The organism is Terriglobales bacterium (assembly GCA_035651655.1).
Classification (GTDB): Bacteria; Acidobacteriota; Terriglobia; order Terriglobales; family Acidobacteriaceae; genus DASRFG01.
Window position 1 is genome coordinate 89,694 of record DASRFG010000023.1, and the last position, 24,320, is coordinate 114,013.

18 protein-coding genes, 1 tRNA gene and 1 pseudogene are annotated in these 24,320 nt (G+C 56.1%); 10 read left to right on the forward strand and 10 right to left on the reverse strand.

Annotation, left to right across the window (positions count from 1 at the left end):
• Nucleotides 1-53: 53 nt before the first annotated feature.
• Both VFA76_08840 and VFA76_08845 read right to left on the reverse strand, forming a co-directional pair.
• Nucleotides 54-848, reverse strand: coding sequence for an ATP-binding cassette domain-containing protein (locus tag VFA76_08840; GenBank protein ID HZR31944.1), 795 nt, complete (start codon nt 846-848; stop codon nt 54-56).
• A gap of 267 nt (nt 849-1,115) precedes the next feature.
• Nucleotides 1,116-1,565: pseudogene (locus VFA76_08845) on the reverse strand (molybdenum cofactor guanylyltransferase).
• Between the two features lie 205 nt (nt 1,566-1,770).
• Here VFA76_08845 and VFA76_08850 point away from each other — a divergent pair.
• The 6 genes from VFA76_08850 (at nt 1,771) to VFA76_08875 (ending at nt 8,707) form a co-directional block, all read left to right on the forward strand.
• Nucleotides 1,771-2,823 carry a BON domain-containing protein gene (locus VFA76_08850; GenBank protein HZR31945.1) on the forward strand — a complete coding sequence of 351 codons (1,053 nt, stop codon included), beginning with the start codon at nt 1,771-1,773 and terminating at the stop codon, nt 2,821-2,823.
• A gap of 199 nt (nt 2,824-3,022) precedes the next feature.
• Nucleotides 3,023-5,077, forward strand: a complete 2,055-nt coding sequence (locus VFA76_08855) for an ATP-binding protein (protein ID HZR31946.1) — start codon at nt 3,023-3,025, stop codon at nt 5,075-5,077.
• 50 nt (nt 5,078-5,127) lie between these two features.
• Nucleotides 5,128-5,616 carry a hypothetical protein gene (locus VFA76_08860; GenBank protein HZR31947.1) on the forward strand — a complete coding sequence of 163 codons (489 nt, stop codon included), beginning with the start codon at nt 5,128-5,130 and terminating at the stop codon, nt 5,614-5,616.
• Between the two features lie 131 nt (nt 5,617-5,747).
• On the forward strand, nt 5,748-6,836 hold the full coding sequence (locus tag VFA76_08865) for a DUF2911 domain-containing protein (protein HZR31948.1): 1,089 nt from the start codon (nt 5,748-5,750) through the stop codon (nt 6,834-6,836).
• 174 nt (nt 6,837-7,010) lie between these two features.
• Nucleotides 7,011-7,937, forward strand: coding sequence for a prepilin peptidase (locus tag VFA76_08870; GenBank protein ID HZR31949.1), 927 nt, complete (start codon nt 7,011-7,013; stop codon nt 7,935-7,937).
• Nucleotides 7,938-8,131: 194 nt separating this feature from the next.
• Complete coding sequence (locus tag VFA76_08875; protein ID HZR31950.1) at nt 8,132-8,707, forward strand: hypothetical protein; 576 nt, start codon at nt 8,132-8,134, stop codon at nt 8,705-8,707.
• Between the two features lie 9 nt (nt 8,708-8,716).
• Here VFA76_08875 and VFA76_08880 read toward each other — a convergent pair whose 3' ends face one another.
• The gene (locus tag VFA76_08880; protein HZR31951.1) at nt 8,717-9,241 is read right to left on the reverse strand and encodes a DUF1569 domain-containing protein; all 525 of its coding nucleotides are present in this window, start codon (nt 9,239-9,241) and stop codon (nt 8,717-8,719) included.
• A gap of 112 nt (nt 9,242-9,353) precedes the next feature.
• Here VFA76_08880 and VFA76_08885 point away from each other — a divergent pair, with 112 nt between their 5' ends.
• The gene (locus VFA76_08885; protein HZR31952.1) at nt 9,354-9,980 is read left to right on the forward strand and encodes a hypothetical protein; all 627 of its coding nucleotides are present in this window, start codon (nt 9,354-9,356) and stop codon (nt 9,978-9,980) included.
• Nucleotides 9,981-9,986: 6 nt separating this feature from the next.
• Here VFA76_08885 and VFA76_08890 read toward each other — a convergent pair whose 3' ends face one another.
• Nucleotides 9,987-10,676 carry a tetratricopeptide repeat protein gene (locus VFA76_08890; GenBank protein ID HZR31953.1) on the reverse strand — a complete coding sequence of 230 codons (690 nt, stop codon included), beginning with the start codon at nt 10,674-10,676 and terminating at the stop codon, nt 9,987-9,989.
• A gap of 135 nt (nt 10,677-10,811) precedes the next feature.
• On the reverse strand, nt 10,812-11,543 hold the full coding sequence (locus VFA76_08895; GenBank protein ID HZR31954.1) for an OmpA family protein: 732 nt from the start codon (nt 11,541-11,543) through the stop codon (nt 10,812-10,814).
• A gap of 255 nt (nt 11,544-11,798) precedes the next feature.
• Here VFA76_08895 and uvrC point away from each other — a divergent pair, with 255 nt between their 5' ends.
• Entirely contained in the window at nt 11,799-13,685 is a 1,887-nt protein-coding gene (gene uvrC, locus VFA76_08900; protein ID HZR31955.1) for an excinuclease ABC subunit UvrC, read from the forward strand.
• Between the two features lie 75 nt (nt 13,686-13,760).
• Nucleotides 13,761-14,498, forward strand: coding sequence for a ribonuclease PH (rph, locus tag VFA76_08905; GenBank protein HZR31956.1), 738 nt, complete (start codon nt 13,761-13,763; stop codon nt 14,496-14,498).
• Nucleotides 14,499-14,862: 364 nt separating this feature from the next.
• Here the strand turns inward: rph and VFA76_08910 are convergent, their stop codons facing one another.
• The 3 genes from VFA76_08910 to VFA76_08920 form a co-directional block, all read right to left on the reverse strand.
• A complete protein-coding gene (locus tag VFA76_08910; GenBank protein ID HZR31957.1) occupies nt 14,863-16,383 on the reverse strand; it encodes a glycosyl hydrolase family 28-related protein in 1,521 nt (506 codons plus the stop codon).
• Nucleotides 16,384-18,626: 2,243 nt separating this feature from the next.
• Nucleotides 18,627-19,763, reverse strand: coding sequence for an RHS repeat-associated core domain-containing protein (locus VFA76_08915; protein ID HZR31958.1), 1,137 nt, complete (start codon nt 19,761-19,763; stop codon nt 18,627-18,629).
• A gap of 86 nt (nt 19,764-19,849) precedes the next feature.
• A tRNA-Asn gene (locus VFA76_08920) sits at nt 19,850-19,924 on the reverse strand.
• A gap of 344 nt (nt 19,925-20,268) precedes the next feature.
• Here VFA76_08920 and VFA76_08925 point away from each other — a divergent pair.
• Nucleotides 20,269-22,746: a sodium-translocating pyrophosphatase gene (locus tag VFA76_08925; GenBank protein HZR31959.1), complete on the forward strand. Its 2,478-nt coding sequence runs from the start codon at nt 20,269-20,271 to the stop codon at nt 22,744-22,746.
• 211 nt (nt 22,747-22,957) lie between these two features.
• On the opposite strand, the gene VFA76_08930 is transcribed toward VFA76_08925, so the two are convergent.
• Together VFA76_08930 and VFA76_08935 are read right to left on the reverse strand one after the other, a co-directional pair.
• Entirely contained in the window at nt 22,958-23,437 is a 480-nt protein-coding gene (locus VFA76_08930; GenBank protein ID HZR31960.1) for a c-type cytochrome, read from the reverse strand.
• Complete coding sequence (locus VFA76_08935; protein HZR31961.1) at nt 23,434-24,303, reverse strand: hypothetical protein; 870 nt, start codon at nt 24,301-24,303, stop codon at nt 23,434-23,436. Before VFA76_08935 ends, VFA76_08930 begins: the two co-directional genes overlap by 4 nt.
• Nucleotides 24,304-24,320 lie beyond the last annotated feature (17 nt).

Genomic DNA, 24,320 nt, shown 5'->3' on the forward strand with positions numbered 1-24,320 from the left:
GACTCGCTCCCCAGCGCTGAAGACAGGCGTAGCTCGCCCGGGCGGCCGACGACCTAACGAGCTTCAGCCTGCGAGCATCCCTCCGGAGGTTCAGCTCGCACCTCAGCCGGTCCGCCGTCCAGATGCAATTCATCCAAGGTGAGGAACTGGCGCACGATGGGTTCATCGGACTGCTGCATATCTTTCACGGTGCCGAAAAATAACACTCTTGCCTCGTGCAGAAATACCACTCGGTCGGCCAGTTTTTTGGCAAGGCGCATGTCATGGGTGACCACGACGCTGGTCAGCTTCAACTGGTATTTGAGCTTCTGAATCAAGTCTCCCAAGAGCTGGGCCATCAGTGGATCTACCATGGTAGTGGGCTCGTCGTAGAGCACGCATTCTGGTTCTGCCGCGAGTGCGCGGGCGATGGCCACCGAGCGCTTCATGCCAGTAGAAAGATCGGACGGCAACAAGTCGCGCATCGGCTTTACCCCGACCATTTCGAGCAAACCATCCACGATTTGGTAGATCTGCTCTTCGCTCAGGTCGCCACGTTCCCGCAGGGGGAATGCCACATTCTCGCCGACGGTCAGTGAATCGAAGAGCGCTCCGTTCTGGAAAACCATGGTGACTTTCTTCCGGATGCGTTGCAGTTCCGGCTCGGCGTAGTCGGTGATGTCTTCATAAGCGACGATTACGCGGCCAGAGTCAGGTTTGAGAAATCCCATGATGTGATGCAGCGACACCGATTTGCCCACACCGCTGCGTCCCAAGATGCAGACTGTTTCTCCAGGCAAAACTTCGAAGCTGACATCATCCAGAACGCAATTGCTGCCGAACGATTTAGATACGCTTTTGAATTCGATGTAAGGTTTGCGAGGTGCTTCGCCGCCCGAACTCTGCGGCGCAGATTCGGTCGAAGGTGAGGTTTCCGGCGGCTCGACAATACTGCTCTGGGAGTTGGATTCCACAGGTGGTTTGAGTCCTCCTAGACGCCCTCGCGCGGCCTCTAAATCGGCAGGCGTATTCAGATTGTCGAACATTGAGGGCGAAAAGCCCAAGCCCTGAATTTCGGTATCCTCGACAATCCGTATGGGTGCCTGGGTGAACAATGAGTCAATCTTGTTTTTGCCTTGTGCAAGAGCATTCTCGGCCAAAGCCCGAAAATCCCGCCGATATACTGCGCACAGCGGTTGCAACCCACCTCCGCCACGTGGAACAGTCACCATGCTGCCGGTGAGTCGCGCCTGGCCAATCAACCACGCCAGAAACTCCGCCTTCAGAAATGGCAAATCCACGGCAAGCACCAGGCTCAGCTCGCGATCGGTCCGGCCGAGAGCAGCATGGATTCCGCCCAGCGGCCCATGCTCCGGATATAGATCTTCAATCACTGGCCCAAACCCTGAAAACTTTTCCCTGCTGCCGACGATGCGCACGTCGTCGCTGAGTTTGCTGCCCAGCTCGAGCATCCTGGTCAACAGGGGCCGCCGGTCGAACTCTAGAAGCGCCTTGTCGCCACCCATACGGGAACTCTTCCCTCCCGCGAGGACGAAGACTGAGAGATCTGTATTCCTGGAATCCACAACGCCATCATAGCCCGTTCAGACGCAGTTCCGAGCCTATTCCAGGACGAGAGGAATCGAAATACAGCTGCCCAGCGACCTGTGTACGTGCGCAACGTCAATATGGGTAAGTAACTGAACTACAGGTATTTAATTTATTGCTGGAGTACCAGCTATTCTGCATCTAAACTGGATCAGAGCCCCGAAATATTCAGAGGAGTAATTTATGAAGGCGAAGACATCGCTCTATATACACGCAGTTGTGTTGCTGACCATTCTTGGGCTGGCGGTGGGCTGCTCGCGCACCCCCAATGACGCGCAACTAGCCGGCAACGTGCAGGCCAAGATCTCGGCTGATCCTGGCGTTCAGAGCCGCCAAATCACAGTTCAATCCAATAACGGCATAGTGACCCTCTCCGGCTATACCAATACTGATGCAGAGCGCGCAACGGCTGCGGCTGATGCGGCCCAGGTGAGCGGCGTTAAAACCGTAGTGAACAATTTGCAGGTGCAGACTTCGGCTCAGGCCGAGGCACCCGCCGAGCAGGCGCCGGCTGAGGAACAAGCAGCACCGGCCCCGGCTCCGAGGCGGCAAGCTCGGCGGCCTACCCACCGTAGCGCCCCACCGTCGTCCAGCAACAATTTAGCTGCCTCGAACCATTCAACGCCTGTGAACTCGGCGGCAACACCGGCTGAAGCCCCGCCTCCCCCGCCTCCACCTCCGAAGCCAGTGGTGATTCCGGCAGGCACCAGTATCGCGGTGCGACTGATCGACACCATTGATTCGGAGAAGAGCCAGAGCGGTCAGACTTTCCGCGCTACGCTGAATTCGCCTTTGTCGGATGAATCCGGCAATGTCGTAATCCCAGCCGGCTACGAGGTAACCGGAATTCTGGATGATGTGAAGAGCGCCGGGCGATTCGCCGGCAAATCGGACATTGTCATGGAGCTTAGCCAACTCTCGGTGAATGGCAAGACCTACAACCTGAAGACCAACCAATATTCCCGAGCTGGTAGTTCCCGGGGCAAGGCCACGGCCACGAAGGTGGGGGCCGGCGCTGGCCTGGGCGCACTCATCGGCGCTCTGGCAGGAGGTGGCAAGGGTGCTGCTATCGGCGCCGCTGTAGGCGCAGGCGCGGGGACCGGAGTTTCGGCGGCGACTAAGGGCCAGCAGATCGTACTACCCTCTGAGACCGTGCTGAACTTCCAACTGCAGAACCCGCTTTCCGTCTATGCCACGTCGCAAGGTCCGAACGGCAATAGGCAGCAGGTGCAATAACTTCTCCAGCCAGCTTGCATGAAGGGACCCAGGCTTGTCCTGGGTCTTTTTATTGGAACGCGGAGAATTGGGCTCTGTAGTTGAAAGCCAAGTTGTTCTTTCCAGAACGCATCTGTTACCAAAGTCCTCTAGCTAGCGGCTAGCGGCTCCTCTAACATTCTGTGCGTGCTTCCCCCGCCGTTTAGCTGTTAGTAAACCAATGGCCTCACTTCTAGCCAGGCTTCCGACGATTCTGGTCTTATGCGTGTTGCTTGGCATATTTCTCTCACTGCGACGGCATGCCAAATCAGGCAGCGTGCGACTTTGGACTATTTCGTGGAGCCTGATCCTGCTCCACTTTATCGCTCAGGTATTCGAGTTTTACCCGGGCTGGCGCGGGCAGGTGTTCAATGCGCTCGACCTGGTTGGCTTGGAGCTCTCCGGCACTGTACTGATCGCTTCAACCACCAAAGTACTGGTGGAGAGCCGCCGCTGGCGACAAATTTTCTTCGCCGTGGTGGGCTTGCCGATCTGTATTCATGCCTGCCTGTACGCGCCTTCCATTGAGGTGCGCTGGATACAAATCCTCTGCTTCGCCCTGATCTTCTTCGGTGGGCCGTTGGTGTTTGCGTTTTCTCACTGGCCAATTGCAGGCTGGAAGTGGAGCTTAGTTGCGTTCTGTTACGCAATTGGCATGTGGGCAATCTACGGTGCTTTCCGCCATCTATACGACAACAGCGACACCGCGATTCTGGCAATCGTCTTCTGGCTACCCGCGATCGGCTTTTACCGTCTGTATCGGCGTTCGTCGCCGGGGGTTGTGAGCACAATGGTAGGGTTCATCACCTGGGGAGCTGTGTTTCCCCTGGGTGCGCTCACCGACTACCTGTTGCCTAAAGTAGCCATCAATCCTGAAATGTGGAATGTGCCCAAGTTTTTCGTGGCATTTGGAATGATCCTGACGCTGCTGGAGGACAAGTCGCTCTCCCTTGAGGAGGTGAATCAGCGCGAGCACGAAGCAAACCAGCAAGTGCAGAACCTTGCCCAGATCACGTCGCGACTGTTGATGGGTGCCGATCCCGGGCAGATGTGCCAGGAAAGCGCCGAGGTTATCACCCGTTACGGCAACTTTCGACGGGTCGCGATCATGTTGGCGGACGATGACGGACATTTGCATGTGGCAGGGTACGGAGGACTATTACCAAAGCACGGACATGAACTAGAGCAGAAGGCCCCGAATTGGACCACCATTGAGACCGCCGAACTGGTGGGAGCGGGACGGCCGATCGGCGCAAATTCTTTCCACCTTACCTATGAGCAAGTGGCAAAGTACGGACCGGTGGGAGGAGGTCACGACTACGCACCCAATCCTTATTGGAAGACCGGAGATAAGGTGTTCGTACCGCTGCGCTCGCCTTCCGGAAGATATGTGGGCTCGATTTTTCTAGATGATCCCCGTGATGTGTCGCGAGTGACGGCTGAGGAATTGTCGAAAATTGAATTGCTCGCGGCTGATCTGGCAGTCTCACTTGAGAACAAGACGTTGCAGCGGCAGCTGGTCCGGTCGGAAAAATTGGCAGCCATCGGAAAGCTGGTCTCGGGTGTGGCTCACGAACTGAACAATCCCTTGACCTCAATCTCGGGATTCGCGGAACTTTTGCTGGACGAGGCATCGCTGCATAAGGATGCCCGCTCCAAAATCGAGAAGATCAGCCGCGAAAGCCGCCGCATGCAGCGCATCATTGATAACTTACTTCGCTTCGCGCGCCGGAAAACGGTAGAGTACGCACCGATTGATCTCGAACTTCTGCTGAGAGACGCGGTGGGCCTGTACGAGTACCGGCTGCGCAGCCAGAACATCAACCTGCAAATTAAGGTTGATCCCACGTTGCCGAAAGTGGTGGGAGACGAAGACCAAATGAAGCAGGTGTTCGTGAACCTGCTGAGCAATGCGGTAGATGCGCTTGCCGGGTGTGATGCACAACGCATCACCGTAGAGATGTTTCCACGGAGCGAAAAGGTCGTCGTTCGTTTTGCGGATAGCGGGGCTGGCTTCTCCGACCCGAACCGTGCTTTCGATCCTTTTTACACGACGAAGCCTGTCGGCAAAGGCAGCGGTCTGGGACTGAGCATCTGTTATGGCCTGATAAAAGAGCACGGTGGCGAAATTTCTGTTCAAAACCTTCAGCCCACCGGGGCCGCGATCACCATCGAACTTCCCAGGACACAAAAGCGTCCCCTTACGGCAGCTGCTGCAGTAGGATCCTCAACTTAAATAAGTCTGGTCCTCGGGCTCCGTTTTCGGGATGCTACGATGTCCGCCGTATGCCGAAGGGATCCTTGCAGAAGATCACTGCCCTGCTTCACACCCGCAATGACGCGGTGCGCATCGGCCGCGCTTTGGATTCACTTCGCCCGTGTGATGAGGTGCTGGTCATTGACCACGGGTCGCGCGACCGAACGGTGGAGTTAGCACGCCAGCATGGCGCGAAAGTAGAGCAGGCCGTTTCCTCTCCGACAGCTGATAGCTATGCAGCCATGGCGCAGCATGACTGGATTTTTTGTTTGTTGCCGTCGGAAGCGCTGCTTGAGGGTCTGGAAGCCGCGTTGCTTGAGTGGAAGCAGTGCAGGCACAAGCCGTCTGAACGATTTTCCGTCGCCTTACAAGAAGAAACGAGGGAAGGGTGGCATTCTCTCCCCGCGACCACTCGACTGGTAAATCGCAAACATGTGAAATGGTCGGGAAATCTGCCCGCGGACGATCCCGGCGCGCAAGCTCTGGACGGCATGCTGCAGCGGTTCACAAACCCCTAGCCGGGATTCGTCCCTGAAAACCAGTCATCCGACACCTTCCGATGCTCCCGGAATGTCCAGCCGATAGGATTCTCGTCTAAGGAACGTTTGTACTGTCTGTGTTTCGTCTGAAACGCTAAAGGGAGGCAACTATGATGATGAAGAGGATTCTGCCACTCGTGTTGATGGTCGAGGCTCTGCTTTTGACTGCGCCAAGTTCCCAGGCTCAATTTCAGAATGGCGGCCAGTCGTCACTGTTAAAAGTCCCGCTCATCAGCCAACGTGCTGTGGTAACGCAGCGAATTGGGATCACGGACGTCACCGTCACTTACCATCGTCCGCTGGTGAACAATCGCCAGTTGTGGGGCAAAGTCGTGCCCTACGGGAAAGTCTGGCGGGCGGGGGCCAACGAGAACACCACCATTGAGTTCACCGATCCGGTAAGCATTGAGGGGCAATCGCTCCCCAAAGGCATTTACGGTCTGCACATGATTCCCGGCGAAAACGAGTGGACGGTCATCTTTTCAAAGACCGCCACCGCGTGGGGCAGTTTCAGTTACAACGAAGCGGAAGACGCGCTGCGAGTAAAAGTGAAGTCCCAACCCAGTGATTTCCATGAAGCCCTCACCTATGACTTCGACGAAGTAAAACCCGAATCTGCACTAGTCACGTTACGCTGGGAAAAGGTGGCGGTACCCTTCAAGGTCGGCGTGAATGTGAACGAGATCACTAGCAAGAGTTTGCCCGCTCAACTGCGAGGCTGGCCCGGCTACACCTGGGATGCATGGGACGATGCTGCAACTTACCTGCTTGAGAACAAGGGCGACCTCCAGGAGGCGCTGAAATATGAGGACAAGTCACTGCAAATTGAAGAGCGTTACGACAATCTGCTGACCAAATCTCGGATCGAGGATGCGCTCGGCCAAAAAGACGCGGCCACTGTAAGCCGAAACAAAGCAATCGCCATGGCCAATGCCCAGCAGCTCCATGCCTACGGGCGCCAGCTCCAGACCCAGGGCCAGCAAGCGCAGGCATTCGAGGTTTTCAGGATGAACGTCAAGAAAAACCCTAACCACTGGTTGGTGCACTCCGAAATAGCTCGCATGCATACCGCCAAAGGCGACTTTGACAATGCGGTGAAGGAAATGAAGCTTTCGGCAGCGGCAGCACCGGAGGGTGCCAAGCCCTTCATGGAGCGTCTGGTGGAGCGACTCCAGGCCAAGGAAGACATTAACAAATAGCCGCGTGCCTCCTTTGGAGTTGCCGGTCGCCGCTGGATTCACGTGGCGACCGGTTTTTTACTGCCCCTTTACGTGCCCGCCCGTACAAGTGCCTTTAGTCACCTTCAGAAGGGCCCGTGCGGGGCCGTATAATTGACAGCAAACCCTGAGGAAAGAAGGCGTTAGCACAGACTCGTGGATCCGCTCGTAGCCATCACGATTTTCGTCTTCGGGCTGCTCTTTGGCAGCTTTCTAAACGTGTGCATTCACCGTCTGCCTCGGCATTTGTCGGTGGTGCACCCGGGCTCCGCCTGCCCGAAGTGCAACACCCCGATTCGGTTTTATGACAACGTCCCAGTCCTGAGTTGGCTGGTGCTGCGTGGACGCTGCCGCCATTGCAAAGCGGCGATCTCCGGGCGCTACATCGCGGTGGAAGTCTTGACTGCATCTCTGTTCGTGGCTTGCTATGCGCGTTTCGGATTAACCGTGGCCACGGTGAAGTACTGTGTCTTCGGCTTCCTGCTACTTGGCCTTATTTTCACCGACGCTGAAACCAAGCTTCTACCCGACAGGATGACATTGCCGGGGCTGGTACTGGGACTGGTTTTCAGCTTGTTTGTTCCAATCAACGACCTGGCTGCCCGGGTGATTCCGGGCCTGATATCGATGCCCGTCAGCTCGGATATTTCAGCGCACTTGCTGTCTTTCGCGGATGCGTTGCTGGGCGCCATTGTTGGGGCTTCCTTCATTTACGGCGCCGGCAAAATTTATTTGGGCCTGCGTGGCGCTGAGGGAATGGGATTTGGGGATGTGAAGCTCATGGCCATGGTCGGCGCATTTCTCGGGCTGAAGCTTACGGTGTTCACCCTCTTCGCGGCCTCAATTGTAGGTGCTTGCTTCGGGGTGGGAACCATGCTCGCGGTCTGGATCAAGCGTACTCGCCGCCGCATGCTCCGCAATCATGAGGATGCCGCCTCGGCGAGGAAGCGGGCCTGGCAGTCCGCCAAGATCGTTTATCGTCGTTACGAAATGCCTTTTGGAGTATTTCTGGGAAGCGTGGCAATTCTTGCTTTCTTCTTCGGGAACTCCATTCTGCGCTGGTATTGGGAAAGTTTTTTATAAGTAGCTCTCCCGCCGTTCCTGGTTGTTACGGCGTTGCAACTTATGTAGAACACGCGCCAGCACTCCCCCTGCTGGCCTAAAACACAGTACGCTGGGTGGCGCCCGCAGGTGCTGCCGAAAAAGGGGATTCTATGAAATCAACATGCAATCGGATGTCCGGGAGAATGGCGTGCTGTCTCTTACTGGGAGCCGCAATGCTGGTCGGCATTTCGGCCACCTTTGCGGGCGCGCAATCCGTCGCTGAGGCTGCGCGGGAAACCCGAAAGGAAAAGAAGGCCCACGCCAAGGTCGTAACCAATGACACTCTGCCTCCGCAGGAGACCATTTCTGTGGTAGGTCAACCGGCGCCCGAGAGCGACCGTGCAGAGTCAGCCTCTGATAACAGCGGGAGCGATCAGGCTGCTAATAACGACCAGAACAAAGACGCGAAGGCCGCGGACAAGAAAACCGATGAGGACAAAAGCGACGCCACCAAGTTTCAGGATGAGATGGACGGCTGGAAAAAGCGGCTCGCCGCCCAGAAAGATTCTATTTCGTTGCTGGAGCGTGAGCTAGACGTTATCCAACGCGAGTACCGGCTGCGCGCAGCGGCCTTCTACGCCGACGCCGGCAACCGGCTGCGCAGTCAGGCTGACTGGGACAAGATGGACAGTGACTACAAGGATAAGATTGAGAGCAAGCAAAAGCAGGTGGACGACGCCAAGCAAAAGCTTTCTGATCTGAAGGACGAAGCCCGCAAGGCTGGAATGCCCAACTCGGTTTCTGAGTAGGACCCCGACCTATTTAAGTAGATGTGTGTGCAGGAGTGCAGATCGCATTCTGGCGATCTGCCTCAAGTGGTGCCGGGTATGCACCCAATGGAACTTCCGCCACTCGGGGAGGGTAAGCGGCCCCAACACGGGGTGGTCGGCGATCTTGACGCGCTTTCCAAAGCGCGCTTCGCACCGACCAATGATTTCTTCCATCTTGCTTAGATTTTCTTGAATGACCCTAACCACATCTTCGGCGGAAAGTCCTTTTGGACGGGTGAACGAAGGCGCTTGTCGTCCTTCCGGCATGTGGCCGCAGACGACCACCAAGGCAATGGCGGCGCGTTGGTACAAGGTGGGCTTGGTAGCCAAGGGTTTGTCCGCAGCCAAGCACCGTCCCAATCCTTTTACCGTACTGCTGTAGGTCAGGGACAAGTGCTCCAGGATTTGAGCCGGACTCCACTTTCCTTCGGCGTGCGCCGTTAGCTCCGCAAGGCTCAAGCCGTCGACGGCTTGGTCAATTGCTCGCCGCGTTTTGTCAAGACAGGAATCCACTTGCCACATAGCTGAGCCAATCCGACCGTTCAGAAATCCGTAGTCAATTTACTACGTTCGTTTAGAATGAGGTTTCTCCTGGCGACTTACAATTTTAGCGAGGACGACTACTATGACGAAGCTTTTCGTGTACCTGTTGGTGCTGGGGACATTGGTAGGCTGCTCGTCACAACCCAAGCAGCCAGCAGAGCAGCAAAAAAAGCCGGCGGAAGCGCCCAAGCAGGAGCAAATAACTGGTCGCACCGCCTTTCAGAAGCTTTACATCTCTGCGCGCGGCTGGGCGTCGGATGCCAGGCCTTACCAATTACAGTCCCTGGTCACCAAAGAATCTACGGGTAAAGACGGCAAGTCCGGCGTTTGGCGCGGGTCCTTCGCGTCCGCTTCACGTGGGGCGGTGAAGTCATTCGTCTGGTCGGGACTGCGAGCCGAGGACGCTCCTTCGCCCGGCGTCACTCCGGGCACAGAAGATACTTACAACCCGAACAATACCAGTACCCAAGTTTTCGACATGGCATTTCTGAAGGTGGACTCTGATAAAGCATATGAGGTCGCGCAGAAGCATGGCGGCGAGAAGTTGACCAAGGCAAACCCCGACCAACCGGTGTTCTATATGCTTAATTGGAGGGCCAGTGCCAACGAACTGGTCTGGCACGTGATCTATGGAGACAATTTCGATAATGCCAAGCTGAAGGTGGCAGTGGACGCCACCAGTAGCGAGTTTATGCGCGTAGAAAAATAGACATCGCTACTTCTTCACAGCCGCCGTATCTTTCGGGTCGATGCGCTGCAATGCCGCCCGCGCCTCCTCGGAGGAAGGGCCGTGAGGAAGGATCTTCAAGTAAGCCGCGTAGTTCGCGCGTGCTTCATCCAACGCATTTACTTTCTCTAGGGCCAGCGCTAAGTCGTAGGTAGCGATAGCATCGTTGGGCTTGTACTCAAGCGCCTCACGATAGCGGCCGATGGCGGCACGATAATTCTTCCGCTTGAAATAGAAGTCGCCCACCTCAATGTCCTTCATGGCGCGATGGGGATCAAAGGGGCGGAATTCCTGCACGTCGCCGGTGTCGGTGTCCTCGGTTCCGCTGTTGGGGTGGTTCTTGGCGTCGTCCGAGGGAGGGCTCAGGTCAATGAGGGTGTCCCGACTGGAGCTTTCATCATTGCTGCGCTCCGACCCTGCGGAGCGGGGTAGTGGTTGGTTGGCCCCGGGCGCATTGGCGTCGCGATTGGTGGGAGCTTGGTCCTCAGCACTCTGGGCGGGGGAATCTGCTTGTGGGGAGTCCTGTTCGGCGGGTTGGCCGGTTGATTTATCGGACGGGTCGGTTGACTGAGTTGGCCTCGATTGATCGGGGGCCTGCTGGTGATCGTTATTTTGCGCAATCGCCGGAAAACCAAGACCCAACACCAGGAACACAAAGAGAAACAACCGGGGCACCATGGGAATATTTTAGTCCGGAAACCCAAATGAAACCACAGAAGGGATGGGGGTGAGTGTTTCGCTTGCATGAAAAAAACAGGCCACCCATTACGGATGGCCTGGTTGGCGAAGTCCTCCGGGGAGGAGGGAAGCTTATTACCGCAGCGAGGCGCTCGGGCTCGGCGAGCTGGAGCTTGCGGGCGTCTTGCCTTCGGCGGTGTTGGTCATCAGCCGGATATCAACCCGGCGATTCTTGGCTCGTCCCGAGGCGTCGCTGTTGGACGCTACCGGCTTGTCCTTGCCCAAGCCAATCAAGTAAATCTTGTGGGCTGGCACGCTGTGCTTGACCGCGAGGTACTGGATAACAGCATCGGCCCGGCGCTGGCTCAGGTCGTAGTTGTAATCCTTGCTACCGACGGAGTCCGCGCCGCCTTCAACCGTGATGATGTAGCCCTTGGTATTGGGGATCTCAACCGCGAGCTCATCCAAAGCCTTCTTGGCCTTGCTGGTCAAGTTGTCTTTGTTGAAGCCGAAGTGGACCGAGGTATCCACAACCACGCGGTAATTATCCAGATTGGCGACCGTGTTGGTGAGGCTGGTCACGCGATTGGTTGCCTGGTCAGCCAGCTGTTGCGCCTGCTGTGCCTGCGAGGCGGCGGCCTGAGTCTTGGTCTCGACCTCGGCGGTCTTCGACTGGACCTGCTGGATGCCCTGCTGGGTCCTGGTGTCCACATCCTTAATGTCGTGGGTGTTCTTGGCCGTCAGGTCGTCGAGCTCATTTACCTTATTAACGATGGGTGTAACTTCATTGCGAGTGTATTTCTTGGTGGCACAGCCTGCGCTAAACAGCAGGCTGGAGGCCAAAAATCCGAGGAAAATCCGATTCATGAGGAGGGCTCCTTCTATGCGCGGTGCACGATGGCCCGCAGCAGCCTTACCATTTGAGCACGTGCCCTGCCAATCCAGCAACTCGCAACCATCATCTAATAACAAGAACCTCAATCACTTACAGCATGTGAAAGAACCTGCACCAGGCCGGAACTTCGTTCTGGTGAGCAAAGCCAGCACAGGGCGTAAAATTTTTACAGAGCCCAGCGTCTGGTAGATTGAAGCCCGCCTGACGCGGCTTAGACCCTGAGCAACATGGATCTGCAAGCCAAAATCCGTACCCTTCCCACCAGCCCAGGGGTGTATCTCTACAAGAACGCCGAAGGGGAGGTCATTTACGTAGGCAAGGCCAAAAACCTGCGCTCACGGGTGCGCTCCTATTTTTTCGAAAGCCGGCCCGAGGACGCCAAAACCGGCTCCCTGGTCCGAGAGGCCACCGACGTTGACTACATCATCGTTGACAACAATAAAGAGGCTCTTGCGCTTGAGAACAACCTTATCAAGCAGAAAAAGCCGCGCTTCAACATCCTGCTGCGCGATGACAAGACCTATCCCTATATCAAGCTGACCCTGGGCGAGCGCTACCCTAGGGTCTATGTCACGCGGCGCTTGCGCAAAGACGGCAGCGCCTATTACGGGCCCTACTTCCCTGCCAATTTGGCGTACCGCATTGTGGACCTGATCCACCGTCACTTCCTGGTTCCCTCCTGCAATGTGGATTTGAACCGTTACCATCCGCGGGCGTGCCTGCAGTTTTACATTCACCGCTGTCTGGGGCCCTGTGTCCAGGGCCTGGCCGCTCCTGAGGCCTACCTTGAAGCCGTTCAGGATGTGAAGACGTTTCTGGAAGGACGGCCCACTGATCTTGTCCGCTCTCTCCGCGCGCGGATGGACACGGCGGCTGCCGAGGAGCGCTACGAGCAGGCTGCAAAGTATCGTGACCTGGTGTCTACGGTGCAGCAACTCCAGGAGAAGCAGCGCATTGCATCGGTCGAAGGCGATGACGCTGACGTTTTTGGATACCACTATGAGAACGAAATGCTGGCCATCAACCTCTTCCACATGCGCGGGGGACGCGTGCTCGATCGCCGCGAATTCTTCTGGGACCAGGTGGCGCCAGCGCCTGTAGCTGGAGAAGCGGAAAACGGCAACGTCCCAACGCACGAGGCATTCAACCCAGGTGAATTCTTCTCCGCCCTGTTGAAGCAGCTTTACATTGACGCGCAATATGTGCCGCGAACCATCTTCGTGCCGGTTGATTTCGAAGATCACTCCACCCTGGAGGACCTGCTCAGCGAGAAGGTGACGGCGCAAGGCAGTCGCGCGCGTGTCCAGATTGTGGTTCCGCAGCGGGGCGAGAAACGGTCGCTCATTGATCTGGCCGGCAACAATGCCAAACAGTCCTTTGATCAGCGGTTCCGGGTAATGAAGCCGGCCGCACGCGCCATTCAGGATGCGCTCCAGGAAGCCCTTGGCCTGCCCGAGCGCCCGCGGAGGGTAGAGTGCTTCGACATTTCGCACATTCAGGGAGCGGAAACAGTTGCTTCAATGGTGGTCTGGGAAGAAGGGAAAATGAAGAAGTCGGACTACCGCAAATTTATTATTCGCTCCGTCGAAGGCGTGGATGACTTTGCCTCGATGCGGGAGGTGGTGACCCGCCGCTACCAGCGCATGCAATCCGAAAAGAAAAAAATGCCGGATCTGGTGCTGATTGATGGCGGCCTGGGCCAGCTGCACGCCGCCGCCGAAGCGCTGGAGTCGTTGCAGATCATCAACCAGCCGCTGGCCGCGATTGCCAAGCGGGAAGAGATCATCTACGTGTTCGGACAGGAGAGCGAGCCCGTGATCCTCGACCGGCACTCCCCCGTGCTGCACCTGATCCAGCAGATCCGTGACGAGGCGCACCGCTTTGCCGTTACTTTTCATCGCAAGCGCCGCCAGATGCGCGACCGCTCGACCGAACTGCGAGAGATCCCCGGCGTTGGCGAGAGCACCACGCGGCGGCTGCTGCAGCACTTCGGGAGCTTGCAAGCAGTAAGAGAAGCCGACGCGGCTGCGTTGTCGGCCGTGGTGACACGCAGTCAGGCGGAAGCAATATTGGAACATTTCAGAGAAAAGTCGGGGACGGCACAGAGCGGCTGAAAGCAACGCCATCGGTTGTCACTGAAAGACAGGCCTATTCGCTCGCGCCTCAACTTCTACCGTAGAATCAGCGACATGTTCTATCGCAGCGACAATCGCGCCCCCGATCAGATGCGTCCGGTAAGCATCGTGCCCGACTTCATTCCCACTGCCGAAGGGTCGGCGTTGATTGAGGTGGGCAACACGCGGGTGATCTGCACCGCGTCCGTAGAAGAAGGAGTACCCACGTTTCTGCGTAACAGCGGCAAGGGTTGGATCACCAGCGAATACGGGATGCTCCCGCGTTCGACACTCACTCGCACTCCGCGAGAAGCTGCTCGTGGGCGCCAGAGTGGGCGATCGCAGGAGATTCAGCGCCTGATCGGGCGCTCCCTGCGTGCGGTCAGCGACCTCGCACGCCTGGGTGAGCGCACCATCTTCATTGATTGTGACGTGATTCAGGCGGACGGAGGCACGCGAACCGCCTCCATTACCGGAGCATTTGTGGCTATGGGCTTAGCACTGGAGAAGCTAATCGAAGCCGGCACCCTCACTTCGGCGCCCATCCGCGACTTTGTCGCCGCCACCAGCGTAGGCATCGTGGATGGAGTGGCGCTGCTCGACCTGAACTATGAAGAAGATTCACGCGCCGAGGTGGACATGAACCTGGTCCTCACCGGTGCCAAGAGAATTGTGGAAATTCAGGGCACCGCCGAGCAGCACCCTTTTGATGAGACGCAACTCCGGCAAATGATGGACCTCGCCCGCCGGGGCGTCGAATTGCTAGTCGCAAAGCAACAGGCGGTGCTGAGCAAACTTCTGTTGCGCCAATAGGGGCGCGAGTTATGCGGCGGCTGGGATCTTCCCCCGTACTCGGCCATGACAAGCCCAACCGGCCCGAAATTATAAGCAGGAATTTATGGCTGAATCACCCCTTAGACAGGTGGCGAATCAAAGAGGACGCCCTTCGAGATTTTCGTCGGTCGCACCGTAGGCTGGACCAACTGCGGTCTTGCGACCTCCAGCCTGGGGAGTTCGCCTGCTCCGTGACAGGCTTTGCAAAGATGTCCGTTACCGTCTGTGCGTCTTCCATGACAACGAGGGCAGGGCTTGGTAGTGGTTCCAGCAATCATCAATATCACCTGCATCCATCATACTATCGAATCACACGTCGCGCTTGCGGACCAGGCAGGAGCCCCTACGGTGTGCCGACGGGAGTCGTGCCATCGGGCGTCACATTGCCGGAATATGAGGACGAACTCAAGCCACTGGTGACATAAATATCGTGCCCGAGAGGGTTCCCACTGAAACGATTGTTGTGCACTGTAACTCCAGATGCTGCCACTGTTAGCCCATTCCGCGAAAGGTGCAAGTCGTCGCTGATGGTAGCGCCGCTGAGAGTTGTGTAATTAGAAAAAATACCAACCACTCGTGAATGGATTGCCCGGGCACAGCAGAAGGTTCCACCGATGATCTTGTTGTAGTAGTCGGTGTACGTCCCGTTCCAAGCTGCCATCTGGCCAATTTGGGCCTGAGTGTTGTACTTTGCGATGCAGTTATTAAATGTGTTGTGAGAATTTCGGTCGCCAAAAGTAAGGATTCCGTTACCCGTGTTGTTTAGCGCCACACAGTTATTAAACGTGTTGTAGGTGGAGTAATCGGTAACGCTGATGCCATTATGCCCTCCCCCGCCATTTTTCGCCGTGACGTCGGACAGGGTGTTGTGGCTGGAGCGCTGCAATTTGAACGGTCTGCCGTCAGATCCCCCGGCGTCTACCACGACGTTACTCACCGTGCTGAAATGGGTTTCGTGCAAAGCAAATCCGAAAACCGACTGAGTCGCGGTATTGGTGATGGTGAGGTTCTGCACGGCTGCCTTGCTCTGTCGTCGAATCATCACGGATTGGGTACCCACACCTCCATCTCCGCATCTCACACAGCTTACGTCGTGAAGATGGTTGTTGTAGCCCCAGTCCAAAATGATTCCCCCTCCCAGGATGTTCTTTACCGTGACATTTTGGATCACCGATGCCGCGGCAAGAGCAAGATTGATGCCTAAAGTCGCGGCTCCCGTGTTGGCAGTCGCATCGAAGACCAGATTCGAAATGAGGGCGCCTACTACAGGACTCCCAATCTTCTGGATGTAGCTTTTCGCGGCCACCGTGTAGGGAGTTGAGAAGCCATTCTCAATGGTTGCGGTGTCGCCGTTAATGCTGATTACCTTTACCATTTGCTGATTAGCAATCAAGGGCGAGCCAGGACCGTGGCTGTGGGTGGCAGCATCGGAGACCAGAACATAACTACCGGTATGAATCCCAAGCTTCGCCAGCCCGCCGCCGGCGACCGTGAAGGTATTTGCGGTGGTATTGCTGGTTAGGAGCTGGGACTCGTTTAGTCCTGCTCCCTCCAACTCCAGCATCGTCAGGCTCGCTGTTCCCGTGGCCTTCAGGGTCACACAGTTTGTGGTCGGCCCGATCACACTGACGCCGCTAATCCTGATAGGAGAGAGGCTTGAGGTGATGCGGTAAGTGCCACAGGGAAAATAGAGGGTGGCGCCGCTTGCCGGGATGGCAGCTATCGCGCGCTTGATGGCCACCGTATCGTCGGCCACACCATTGCCAAGTGCGCCATAATTGCGGACATTCACGGTGGGCACAGTTGCGGTTGCAAGCGAAACGGCAAGGCATAAAAATCCCAAAGCACCAGGGGATTTCATCATCTAGGGGATACCTCGTCAGCTGGGGGTTTACCGGATAATAACAGACGAGAGCTGATTTGTACCTTTTTTATAAACTTTTTTATCTGCCATGATCCGTGAAGACAGGCTCAGGAGGCGGGTTTCAATGTTGCACCAGAAGAAGTGCGGCTCATGGGTTCCCTGAAAAAAATTTGGCTCCTCAGGTCGGACTCGAACCTGCGGTCAAACCTGAAATCAACAAGATGCTGGAGGACGGATGGCTTGCAGAGCGAGAGATTGAACTAAGTCTAGAGAAGAATTGGCTCCTCAGGTCGGACTCGAACCTACAACCCTCCGGTTAACAGGGGGAAATCCAACCACATACCATGCAACCCAGGCCTATCAAGCACGACAAAAAGCTTGGAATCGGTACTTTCTTTTTGGCTTACTTTGGTGGGTTTAGGCTGCAGTTGACGGACAGTAACAATTTGTATTCGCCACGATTTCTCTCTTCAGGCGGGTTGTGCTTAGGACGCCGCGGTGGACTCGCTTCCCAAGGGCTTGAACCATCGCAGGAACTTCATCGCTACTCCAGAGATGGAAGACATTATGGCGATAGAAATCGCGCAGCACGTCATCGGGGATGCTCTAAATGAAGTTTGCAATCCAGCCAACATCGGGGGCCTGGCTGACGGCAGCAGCGGTCAGAGAGATAGAGGTACCGTTAGAAACTGCCATGGGAATTGTGGAAAACTTAACTATTACCCGCAGAGTACTTCACTTCCGCCTCAAGATGAACATAGCTAGGACAATTGAGGAGCCAATCCAGCCCACTAAAGCTCCATAGAAGTCATTGCGCACGTACTCACCCCGGAGAATCAACAATCTTCAAGTTGGGAAAGTTCTCCTGCTCACGAAGCTTACGTCGTATTCGTACGGTGAAGAACAGAGCCGTGACTATCCCAAGGAAAAGGCCCAAAGCAAAATATCGGCTGGAATGTGTGCGGACCTCATCGCGCCACCTCAAGTACGGTGTCTAAAAGGCACGGACTAAGCGCCAATATGAGCCCCGCTACTAACAAGCCGACGTACGAAGAATAAACAGCATACAGCGGCCACGTCCGCCACGAGTGCACGCGAGCGAGCCGCCCATACTGTGCGTAGGTGGCGAACCATCCCCACGGACCAAAATACTCTACAGGTATTCCTTCCTGTCAAGGCGAATCAAAACCCAGAAATGCAGAACCGTACCCACTAGGACCGCAAGTAAGGGCGATGAGAAAAACTATCGCAGTTGCCGTAAATTCGCTCCTAGTTCTCCTTCCCGAATACCGCTATACAGAGGGCCATTGGCTAGTCTCGCGATCTCCGCACGGCTGGCTCTTGGGACTTTGGGTCCCGGGCGAGAACAATCCTCCAAGCGGGGAGTAGGCTGCGTGGAGAACTGGAACGCTGCCGACGCGGTGATCAGGCCATACATCTTCGAAAATTAACCCTACTGCCCACAGCGTGGGTACTACCTAGCAGGTACCCACCCTAGGTAGTAATTATTCATGTGAAGCACGCGCATCGGCGTCTCTGCGAATTGACTTCCCGTTGTTGCGGCTATGAAAGGGTCGTGACGAATCGGTTGAAATCACCTGAGAGCGACCCCACCTATGAAAGTAGCCACAAACAGGACAACATTCGCAAAACTTGGTCTTCTTGCTCTCGCCACAGCGAACAACACGCATAGTGCAACGGCGAGAGTGACGGCACCAATCCGCAAGGCAGATGTTTGAAGTCTGAAATCGTGAACACTGGCTGTGATGGCTCGCGCTGCAACAAAGCCGGAAATGGCAACAACAAGCGACTCAAGCATCCCAAGAGCAAAAGAGTAGCGTGAAGACTTGCTGTCGGTACCGTCTGTTTCACTCCCTGGGCTTGCGACTCCCAATTTCGACCAATCGGTAACAAAGTATACCCGGCCCCAGGGAGGCACGAATCGGCGAAGCCGTAGCACGCCAATTCCCTCTACGAAAGACTGAGAAATGGCTGCGACGTCTTCCTTGGCTAGATCGATTGAGTGCCACAGTCTTTTGACCTGTATGCGATGACCCTGATCCTGGACTTCTGCAAGCGTACACATGAAAACTGGGATCAACAACAGTGGCAAGCCTATCAGCCAGTGTTCAGGGGGCATGCCGTGGAAGAACAAGTAGACCCCAAGAATGAACATTATTGGCATCCACACTTGCACAACGAATGGTGATGCAGACAACCTCATAGATTCCCTCACGGTACCGTCAATTGTGACAAATTGGCAGGACGACTGTGTTGGTTTTGGCTCCTGCCGACCCGTGACCTCCGGCACCAAAACCAAGCGTGACGTTGAACGTAGACGGAAAGTTGCCCCCTAGTGAAACGGAAAGGTCGGCGCCGATTCCCAAACCTGCGGCAAGACTACCGGAAGCATCTATTCCTGGCCCTTTCAATTGTGAGGGATCGGTTGCATTCGAGAAACCGAACTGCGCCCCTCCTACGATTCCGCCACCTTTGGTTGATGGCGTGAGCCACATGTAGGTCCCGGCACCAGTGACACTCGCTGGGGCAGCAAATGTAATTACGTAGGCCGCATTCCCATTTGGGCTGACAGCTATCTGTACGGACACGCTTCCGTACATTCCAAACCCCTTGCCGAACCCAGCCCCACCGGATCCTCCAAGGCCCCACAAGACAGTTTTCTTCCAAAACTTAGCGGCCGTCGCCGCGACTGGGATCACAGCACTTTGAACTTTGGATGGCATCATACAGTTGTTTGCGGCCTCCTTTGAACCATGCCCACCTCCCGTCCCACCCGGATCACCACCCCGATCGGGCCGGTCCGAGGTCACTGGTGGGTCTGGTTCCCACACTTCAACACACTGTGTTCCTCCGTCACCCACGTCCCGACAAACTAAGTTCCATCTGAGCCCGAGCGGATCCACCAATGCTAAAGGATCATTCATAACATAGGAGTATCGCTTCCAGCTCTGCGGATTGGTCGCGTCCACCGCGGCCATTCCCGCCGGATCGGGTGTGAGCCAACGCCCCTGGTTATAGTTCTGCTCGCGGAAGAGGAAATCGTAAAGTGGCGTGTGAGTGCTCACAACTGCGCCGGTAAACTCTCCTGGCGCGCTGCTGGTGTTTGCGTAAATCTCCCCGAAGCGAGCATAGGCGGTGTCGAAAGACATGCCTCGTGCCGGCGTAGACACAAATCGGATGCTTCCCAGCCAATCCGGGTGACGCCATCCCGTAATGCCAGTGGCCGAGTACCCAATCTCGGTGCCTCCGGGGAGGGGGACGTAGCTCTTGGAGAGCGTCTGGTGGAATTCGTGAAGCAGCAGGCCGAGGCGCAGCTCGATCCGGAAGAGGCTGCCCGTCGCGAAGAGGCTTGGAAACACACCCCCGCAACCCGTCAGTAAACTTTCTTGAACCTTATTTGACCCGAGCTCTTTTTGCGGATTTGCGGCAAGCCGCACAAAAGAATTGGCTCCTCAGGTAGGACTCGAACCTACAACCCTCCGGTTAACAGCCGGATGCTCTGCCATTGAGCTACTGAGGAGTGTGGTGATGCGCGCTTGCAAAAATATCATAACAGTGCCCCGCGGCCAGTGACCAGTGGACAGTTCTCGGCGCCACGAATTGACCCCCTTCTTTCCAGCGTGTTATAAAAGGGTGCTTTACTGCCTGTTCTGGGCTGCGGACAAGAACTTCCTTCATGTGCGCAACCGGCAACAGCTGCTCCGACGCGGCCAAGCTCAATCCTGTCTGGAAGTGGAAGCGTGTTCGGATTCCGGCGGGCCCTCCCCCAGCGCCGCATGTAGTTGTCTGGGGCAAGCTCGTGCTGGAAGGAAGTGCCTAAACACGTGGTTATCCCTGATAAGCGTTCGTGAGTGGAGGATTTCTATGCCCGCATGGCTTGGATGTATAGCGTCCGAGGTGCGCCGTTTCGCGATAACTTCCATAGCAGTGTTCGGCCTGGTGGCTCTCAGTGCTGCAGGCTGCATGGCCCAACCTGAGGCGGGTGGCGAGGCCAACCTAAGGTTGCCCGACCTGTCGCAGGTTTCCTTCCTGGGAATGAATGGGCACAATCTGCTGCTGATCGGGATTGGGTTCTGCGTCTTGGGTCTACTCTTTGGACTGGCGATGTACGTGAATCTGAAGAACCTGCCCGTCCATCGCGCGATGCGCGAGATTTCAGAACTGATCTACGAGACCTGCAAAACCTACCTGATTACGCAAGGCAAGTTCATCCTCATCCTGGAAACATTCATCGCGGTCATCATCGTCCTTTATTTTGGAGTTTTGTTGAAGTACGAGGCAGTGCGCGTCGCCATCATTCTGGCGTTCAGCCTGGTGGGAATCGCCGGCAGCTATGGGGTGGCCTGGTTTGGCATCCGGGTGAACACTTTCGCCAACTCGCGCACCGCATTTGCGGGACTGGCGGGTAAGCCGTGGCCGATTTCGCAGATACCGCTGCGGGCGGGCATGAGCATCGGCATGATGCTCGTCAGCGTGGAGCTGCTGATCATGCTCTTCATTTTGCTGTTTGTTCCGGGTGATTACGCGGGACCGTGCTTTATTGGATTTGCTATTGGCGAGTCGCTGGGCGCGGCGGCGCTGAGAATTGCCGGCGGCATCTTCACCAAGATTGCGGATATTGGCTCTGACCTGATGAAAATTGTGTTTCGTATCAAGGAGGACGACGCGCGGAATCCCGGCGTGATTGCTGACTGCACCGGCGACAACGCCGGCGATTCAGTCGGCCCGAGCGCAGATGGTTTTGAGACTTACGGCGTCACCGGTGTAGCTCTAATTACTTTTATTCTCCTGGGGGTGAAGGAGCCGGCGATCCAGGTGCAACTTTTGGTGTGGCTATTCGTGATGCGCATTATGATGCTCGTCTCCAGCGCGGGCGCATATTTCATCAACGGCGCGGTCGCGAAGGCGCGATACGGCAATGTTGATGAGATGAATTTTGAGGCGCCGCTCACCTCTCTGGTATGGCTCACTTCCCTGCTTTCGATTGCACTGACGTATTTGATTTCCTACTTGATCATTCCCAACCTGGGTGGTGATCCGACGCTGTGGTGGAAGCTGTCGTCAATCATTTCGTGCGGCACGCTGGCGGGTGCGGTCATCCCGGAACTGGTTAAGGTGTTCACTTCGACGGAATCCAGACACGTCAGAGAAGTCGTTACGTCGGCGAGGGAGGGCGGCGCGTCGCTGGGTATCCTCTCTGGTTTTGTCGCAGGTAACTTTTCAGCGTACTGGTTGGGATTGACCATGGTGGCCCTGATGGGGGTTTCGTACATTATCTCTTTACACGGACTGGCCGCGATCATGCTGGCTGCGCCGGTGTTTGCCTTCGGACTGGTGGCGTTCGGATTTCTGGGCATGGGTCCGGTCACCATCGCGGTGGATTCCTATGGACCGGTTACGGACAATGCACAGTCCGTTTTCGAGTTGTCGCTGATCGAACAGATTCCGGGTGTGGCGCAGGAAATCCGCAGAGACTTCAACATGCCGGTGAACTTTGAGCGTGCCAAGCACCTGTTGGAGGCGAACGACGGGGCCGGAAATACTTTTAAGGCGACTGCCAAGCCGGTGCTGATTGGCACCGCAGTGGTGGGCGCAACGACCATGATTTTTTCCATTATCATGGCACTTACGCAGGGCCTTACCAACAATGTAGGCATGCTGTCGCTGCTGCACGCGCCGTTTGTGCTGGGCCTGATTACCGGTGGCGCAATGATCTACTGGTTTACCGGGGCGTCTACCCAAGCCGTAACCACGGGCGCGTATCGGGCGGTGGAGTTTATCAAGGCCAACATCAAATTGGAAGGCGTGGAGAAGGCTTCGGTCGCGGACAGCAAGAAGGTGGTGCAAATCTGTACCCAGTATGCGCAAAAGGGGATGTTCATTATCTTCCTGGCAGTATTCTTCGGCACCTTGGCATTCGCGTTTGTTGAGCCCTTCTACTTCATCGGGTATCTGATCTCGATTGCGATCTTTGGTCTTTATCAGGCAATCTTCATGGCCAACGCCGGCGGAGCATGGGACAACGCCAAAAAGATCGTAGAAGTGGAGCTGCAGCAGAAGGGCACGGAATTGCACGCCGCGACCGTAATTGGCGATACCGTGGGCGACCCATTTAAAGATACTTCATCGGTGGCGATGAATCCGGTGATTAAGTTCACCACGCTGTTTGGTTTGCTGGCGGTGGAACTCGCAGTGAAGCTCACGCTTGATGCCGGCCCGGGACTCAGCCGGTTACTGGCGGCGTGCTTCTTCGCTATCTCAGTATTCTTTGTTCATCGATCCTTTTACGGGATGAGGATCCAGTCGTCTGCAAGGGTTGAAGAGCGAGTAGCAGCAGACTGAAGGAAAACTAAGCTACGTCCACCGGTAGATACTGAAGGGCCGCAATCTGCTCCAGCACTCTTCGGACCACCCGATCACAACGCGGCACCATAAAAGGAAAAGCATGAGCACGGTTCTCTCCTGCCTGGGAGAAGTGTTCGCGCCGCAGTAAAGAGCGTAGTTTCGCCTGCGAGGATGCCGGCGACGACTTCTTCCTTTTACGCTCGCAGAATCATTTTTTGGGATCGTTCTTTTGCGATTCGGGCTTTCGCGATTCGGGCTGCTCGGAGTTGGTGCTGTCCGAACCAGCCTTTAAAGTCCGGAGATAGGAGACGATCTGCCAGCGGGATGCTTCCGGCGTGCGGCTGAAAGCGGGCATCCCACGCTTCACGTTGCCGTTGGAGATTTTCCAGAACAGCGCCCCGTCACTCTGCTTCTGTACCGCCGGCAAATGGAGATCGGGAGCTTCAGTGTCCTCCGTACCGTGGGCATCCTGGCCGTGGCAATTTGCGCAATCCCGCAGAAAAAGCTTGCGACCGCCAGCGGCGGCTTCGGTCTTGTCAGGGAGAGGGTTGGTTTTGGCTGCTTCCTCGGCCGGAGCCTGCCAAGTAGGATCAGGTTGGTGTTGGCTCTCCTGAGCGGAGATCAGTAGGGGCAGGGCGAGAATTAAGAATAAATTTACTGCCATAATGCGAGCTGTCTTAAAGTTCATGGTTTTTTCCGAAACAGGGATTTCACTTTATTGCCAAAACCGCGAATCTCGTAAGTGTAGCCGAAGCGCAGCAGCAGTGGATTGCTGTCTCCAGTGAACCCGATGCCAGGAGATAAACGTAGCCAGGAATTATCGCTGAGCTGCCAGGATATGCCCGGCGCAAAATAATGCGCCGTCTGGTGCAAACCAAACCCCTTACTGCTTCCCAGCCCACCGTAGAGTTCGACTCCTGCGGCAAAGTTTTCACGGCATAAGCGGCAGGGCTTACCTGAGACCATGGTGGCTAGCGGACGGGACACACCCAACGAATAGCCGAACTCAAAGGGCTCATTGCCAGAGAGATTTTTCTCGACGATAAAGTTCTCCGACACATTCCAGTCGCGAATATTACTGGAGAGAATCAGCTTGGCCTCCACTTCATGGGCGTGCTCCTGCTGCAGCTCGGAATTGGGCACCCCCACCGGTGGTGCGTTGCCCACGATCTCTTTCTGGATTCGGGTGGCCTCGTTAACGTTTTCATACTCCACATAAAGCACCGGATTTATTGGATGCTCTCTGGCCAGAGGGCGAAAGCGGTTTTCCCACCGCCATCCGGTGAAAATCGTGCTGTCGCCGCGTGTGGATTGGCCTTCCAGATAGAACTCCGTGGTCCACCACCCCTTAGCGCCATATTCCAACTCCAAATAAGGCGCGAAAAAGGCCCGCTCTCCTGTGCGCGGCACACCAGTTGTGCTGGAAATCCCAATTTCGAGGTTGCCAGCCTCTTCGAGATGATGGTCGTATGTCACAAAATAGGGACTTTCCTGAGCGGCGGCAGTTGCGACCAGGAGGATACAAATCGCCAGCAGATAAAGAGTAATTCGCATGAGCAGATCAGGTCGTC

What these genes read in the sequence shown, in the direction of transcription:
- VFA76_08910 (HZR31957.1), bottom strand. Translation starts at nt 16,383, where the DNA reads ATGATGAAATCCCCTGGTGCTTTGGGATTTTTATGCCTTGCCGTTTCG.
- rph (HZR31956.1), top strand. Translation starts at nt 13,761, where the DNA reads ATGTTCTATCGCAGCGACAATCGCGCCCCCGATCAGATGCGTCCGGTA.
- VFA76_08895 (HZR31954.1), bottom strand. Translation starts at nt 11,543, where the DNA reads ATGAATCGGATTTTCCTCGGATTTTTGGCCTCCAGCCTGCTGTTTAGC.
- VFA76_08855 (HZR31946.1), top strand. Translation starts at nt 3,023, where the DNA reads ATGGCCTCACTTCTAGCCAGGCTTCCGACGATTCTGGTCTTATGCGTG.
- VFA76_08875 (HZR31950.1), top strand. Translation starts at nt 8,132, where the DNA reads ATGCTGGTCGGCATTTCGGCCACCTTTGCGGGCGCGCAATCCGTCGCT.
- VFA76_08930 (HZR31960.1), bottom strand. Translation starts at nt 23,437, where the DNA reads ATGAACTTTAAGACAGCTCGCATTATGGCAGTAAATTTATTCTTAATT.
- VFA76_08850 (HZR31945.1), top strand. Translation starts at nt 1,771, where the DNA reads ATGAAGGCGAAGACATCGCTCTATATACACGCAGTTGTGTTGCTGACC.
- VFA76_08925 (HZR31959.1), top strand. Translation starts at nt 20,269, where the DNA reads ATGCCCGCATGGCTTGGATGTATAGCGTCCGAGGTGCGCCGTTTCGCG.
- uvrC (HZR31955.1), top strand. Translation starts at nt 11,799, where the DNA reads ATGGATCTGCAAGCCAAAATCCGTACCCTTCCCACCAGCCCAGGGGTG.
- VFA76_08885 (HZR31952.1), top strand. Translation starts at nt 9,354, where the DNA reads ATGACGAAGCTTTTCGTGTACCTGTTGGTGCTGGGGACATTGGTAGGC.
- VFA76_08860 (HZR31947.1), top strand. Translation starts at nt 5,128, where the DNA reads ATGCCGAAGGGATCCTTGCAGAAGATCACTGCCCTGCTTCACACCCGC.
- VFA76_08935 (HZR31961.1), bottom strand. Translation starts at nt 24,303, where the DNA reads ATGCGAATTACTCTTTATCTGCTGGCGATTTGTATCCTCCTGGTCGCA.
- VFA76_08865 (HZR31948.1), top strand. Translation starts at nt 5,748, where the DNA reads ATGATGATGAAGAGGATTCTGCCACTCGTGTTGATGGTCGAGGCTCTG.
- VFA76_08890 (HZR31953.1), bottom strand. Translation starts at nt 10,676, where the DNA reads ATGGTGCCCCGGTTGTTTCTCTTTGTGTTCCTGGTGTTGGGTCTTGGT.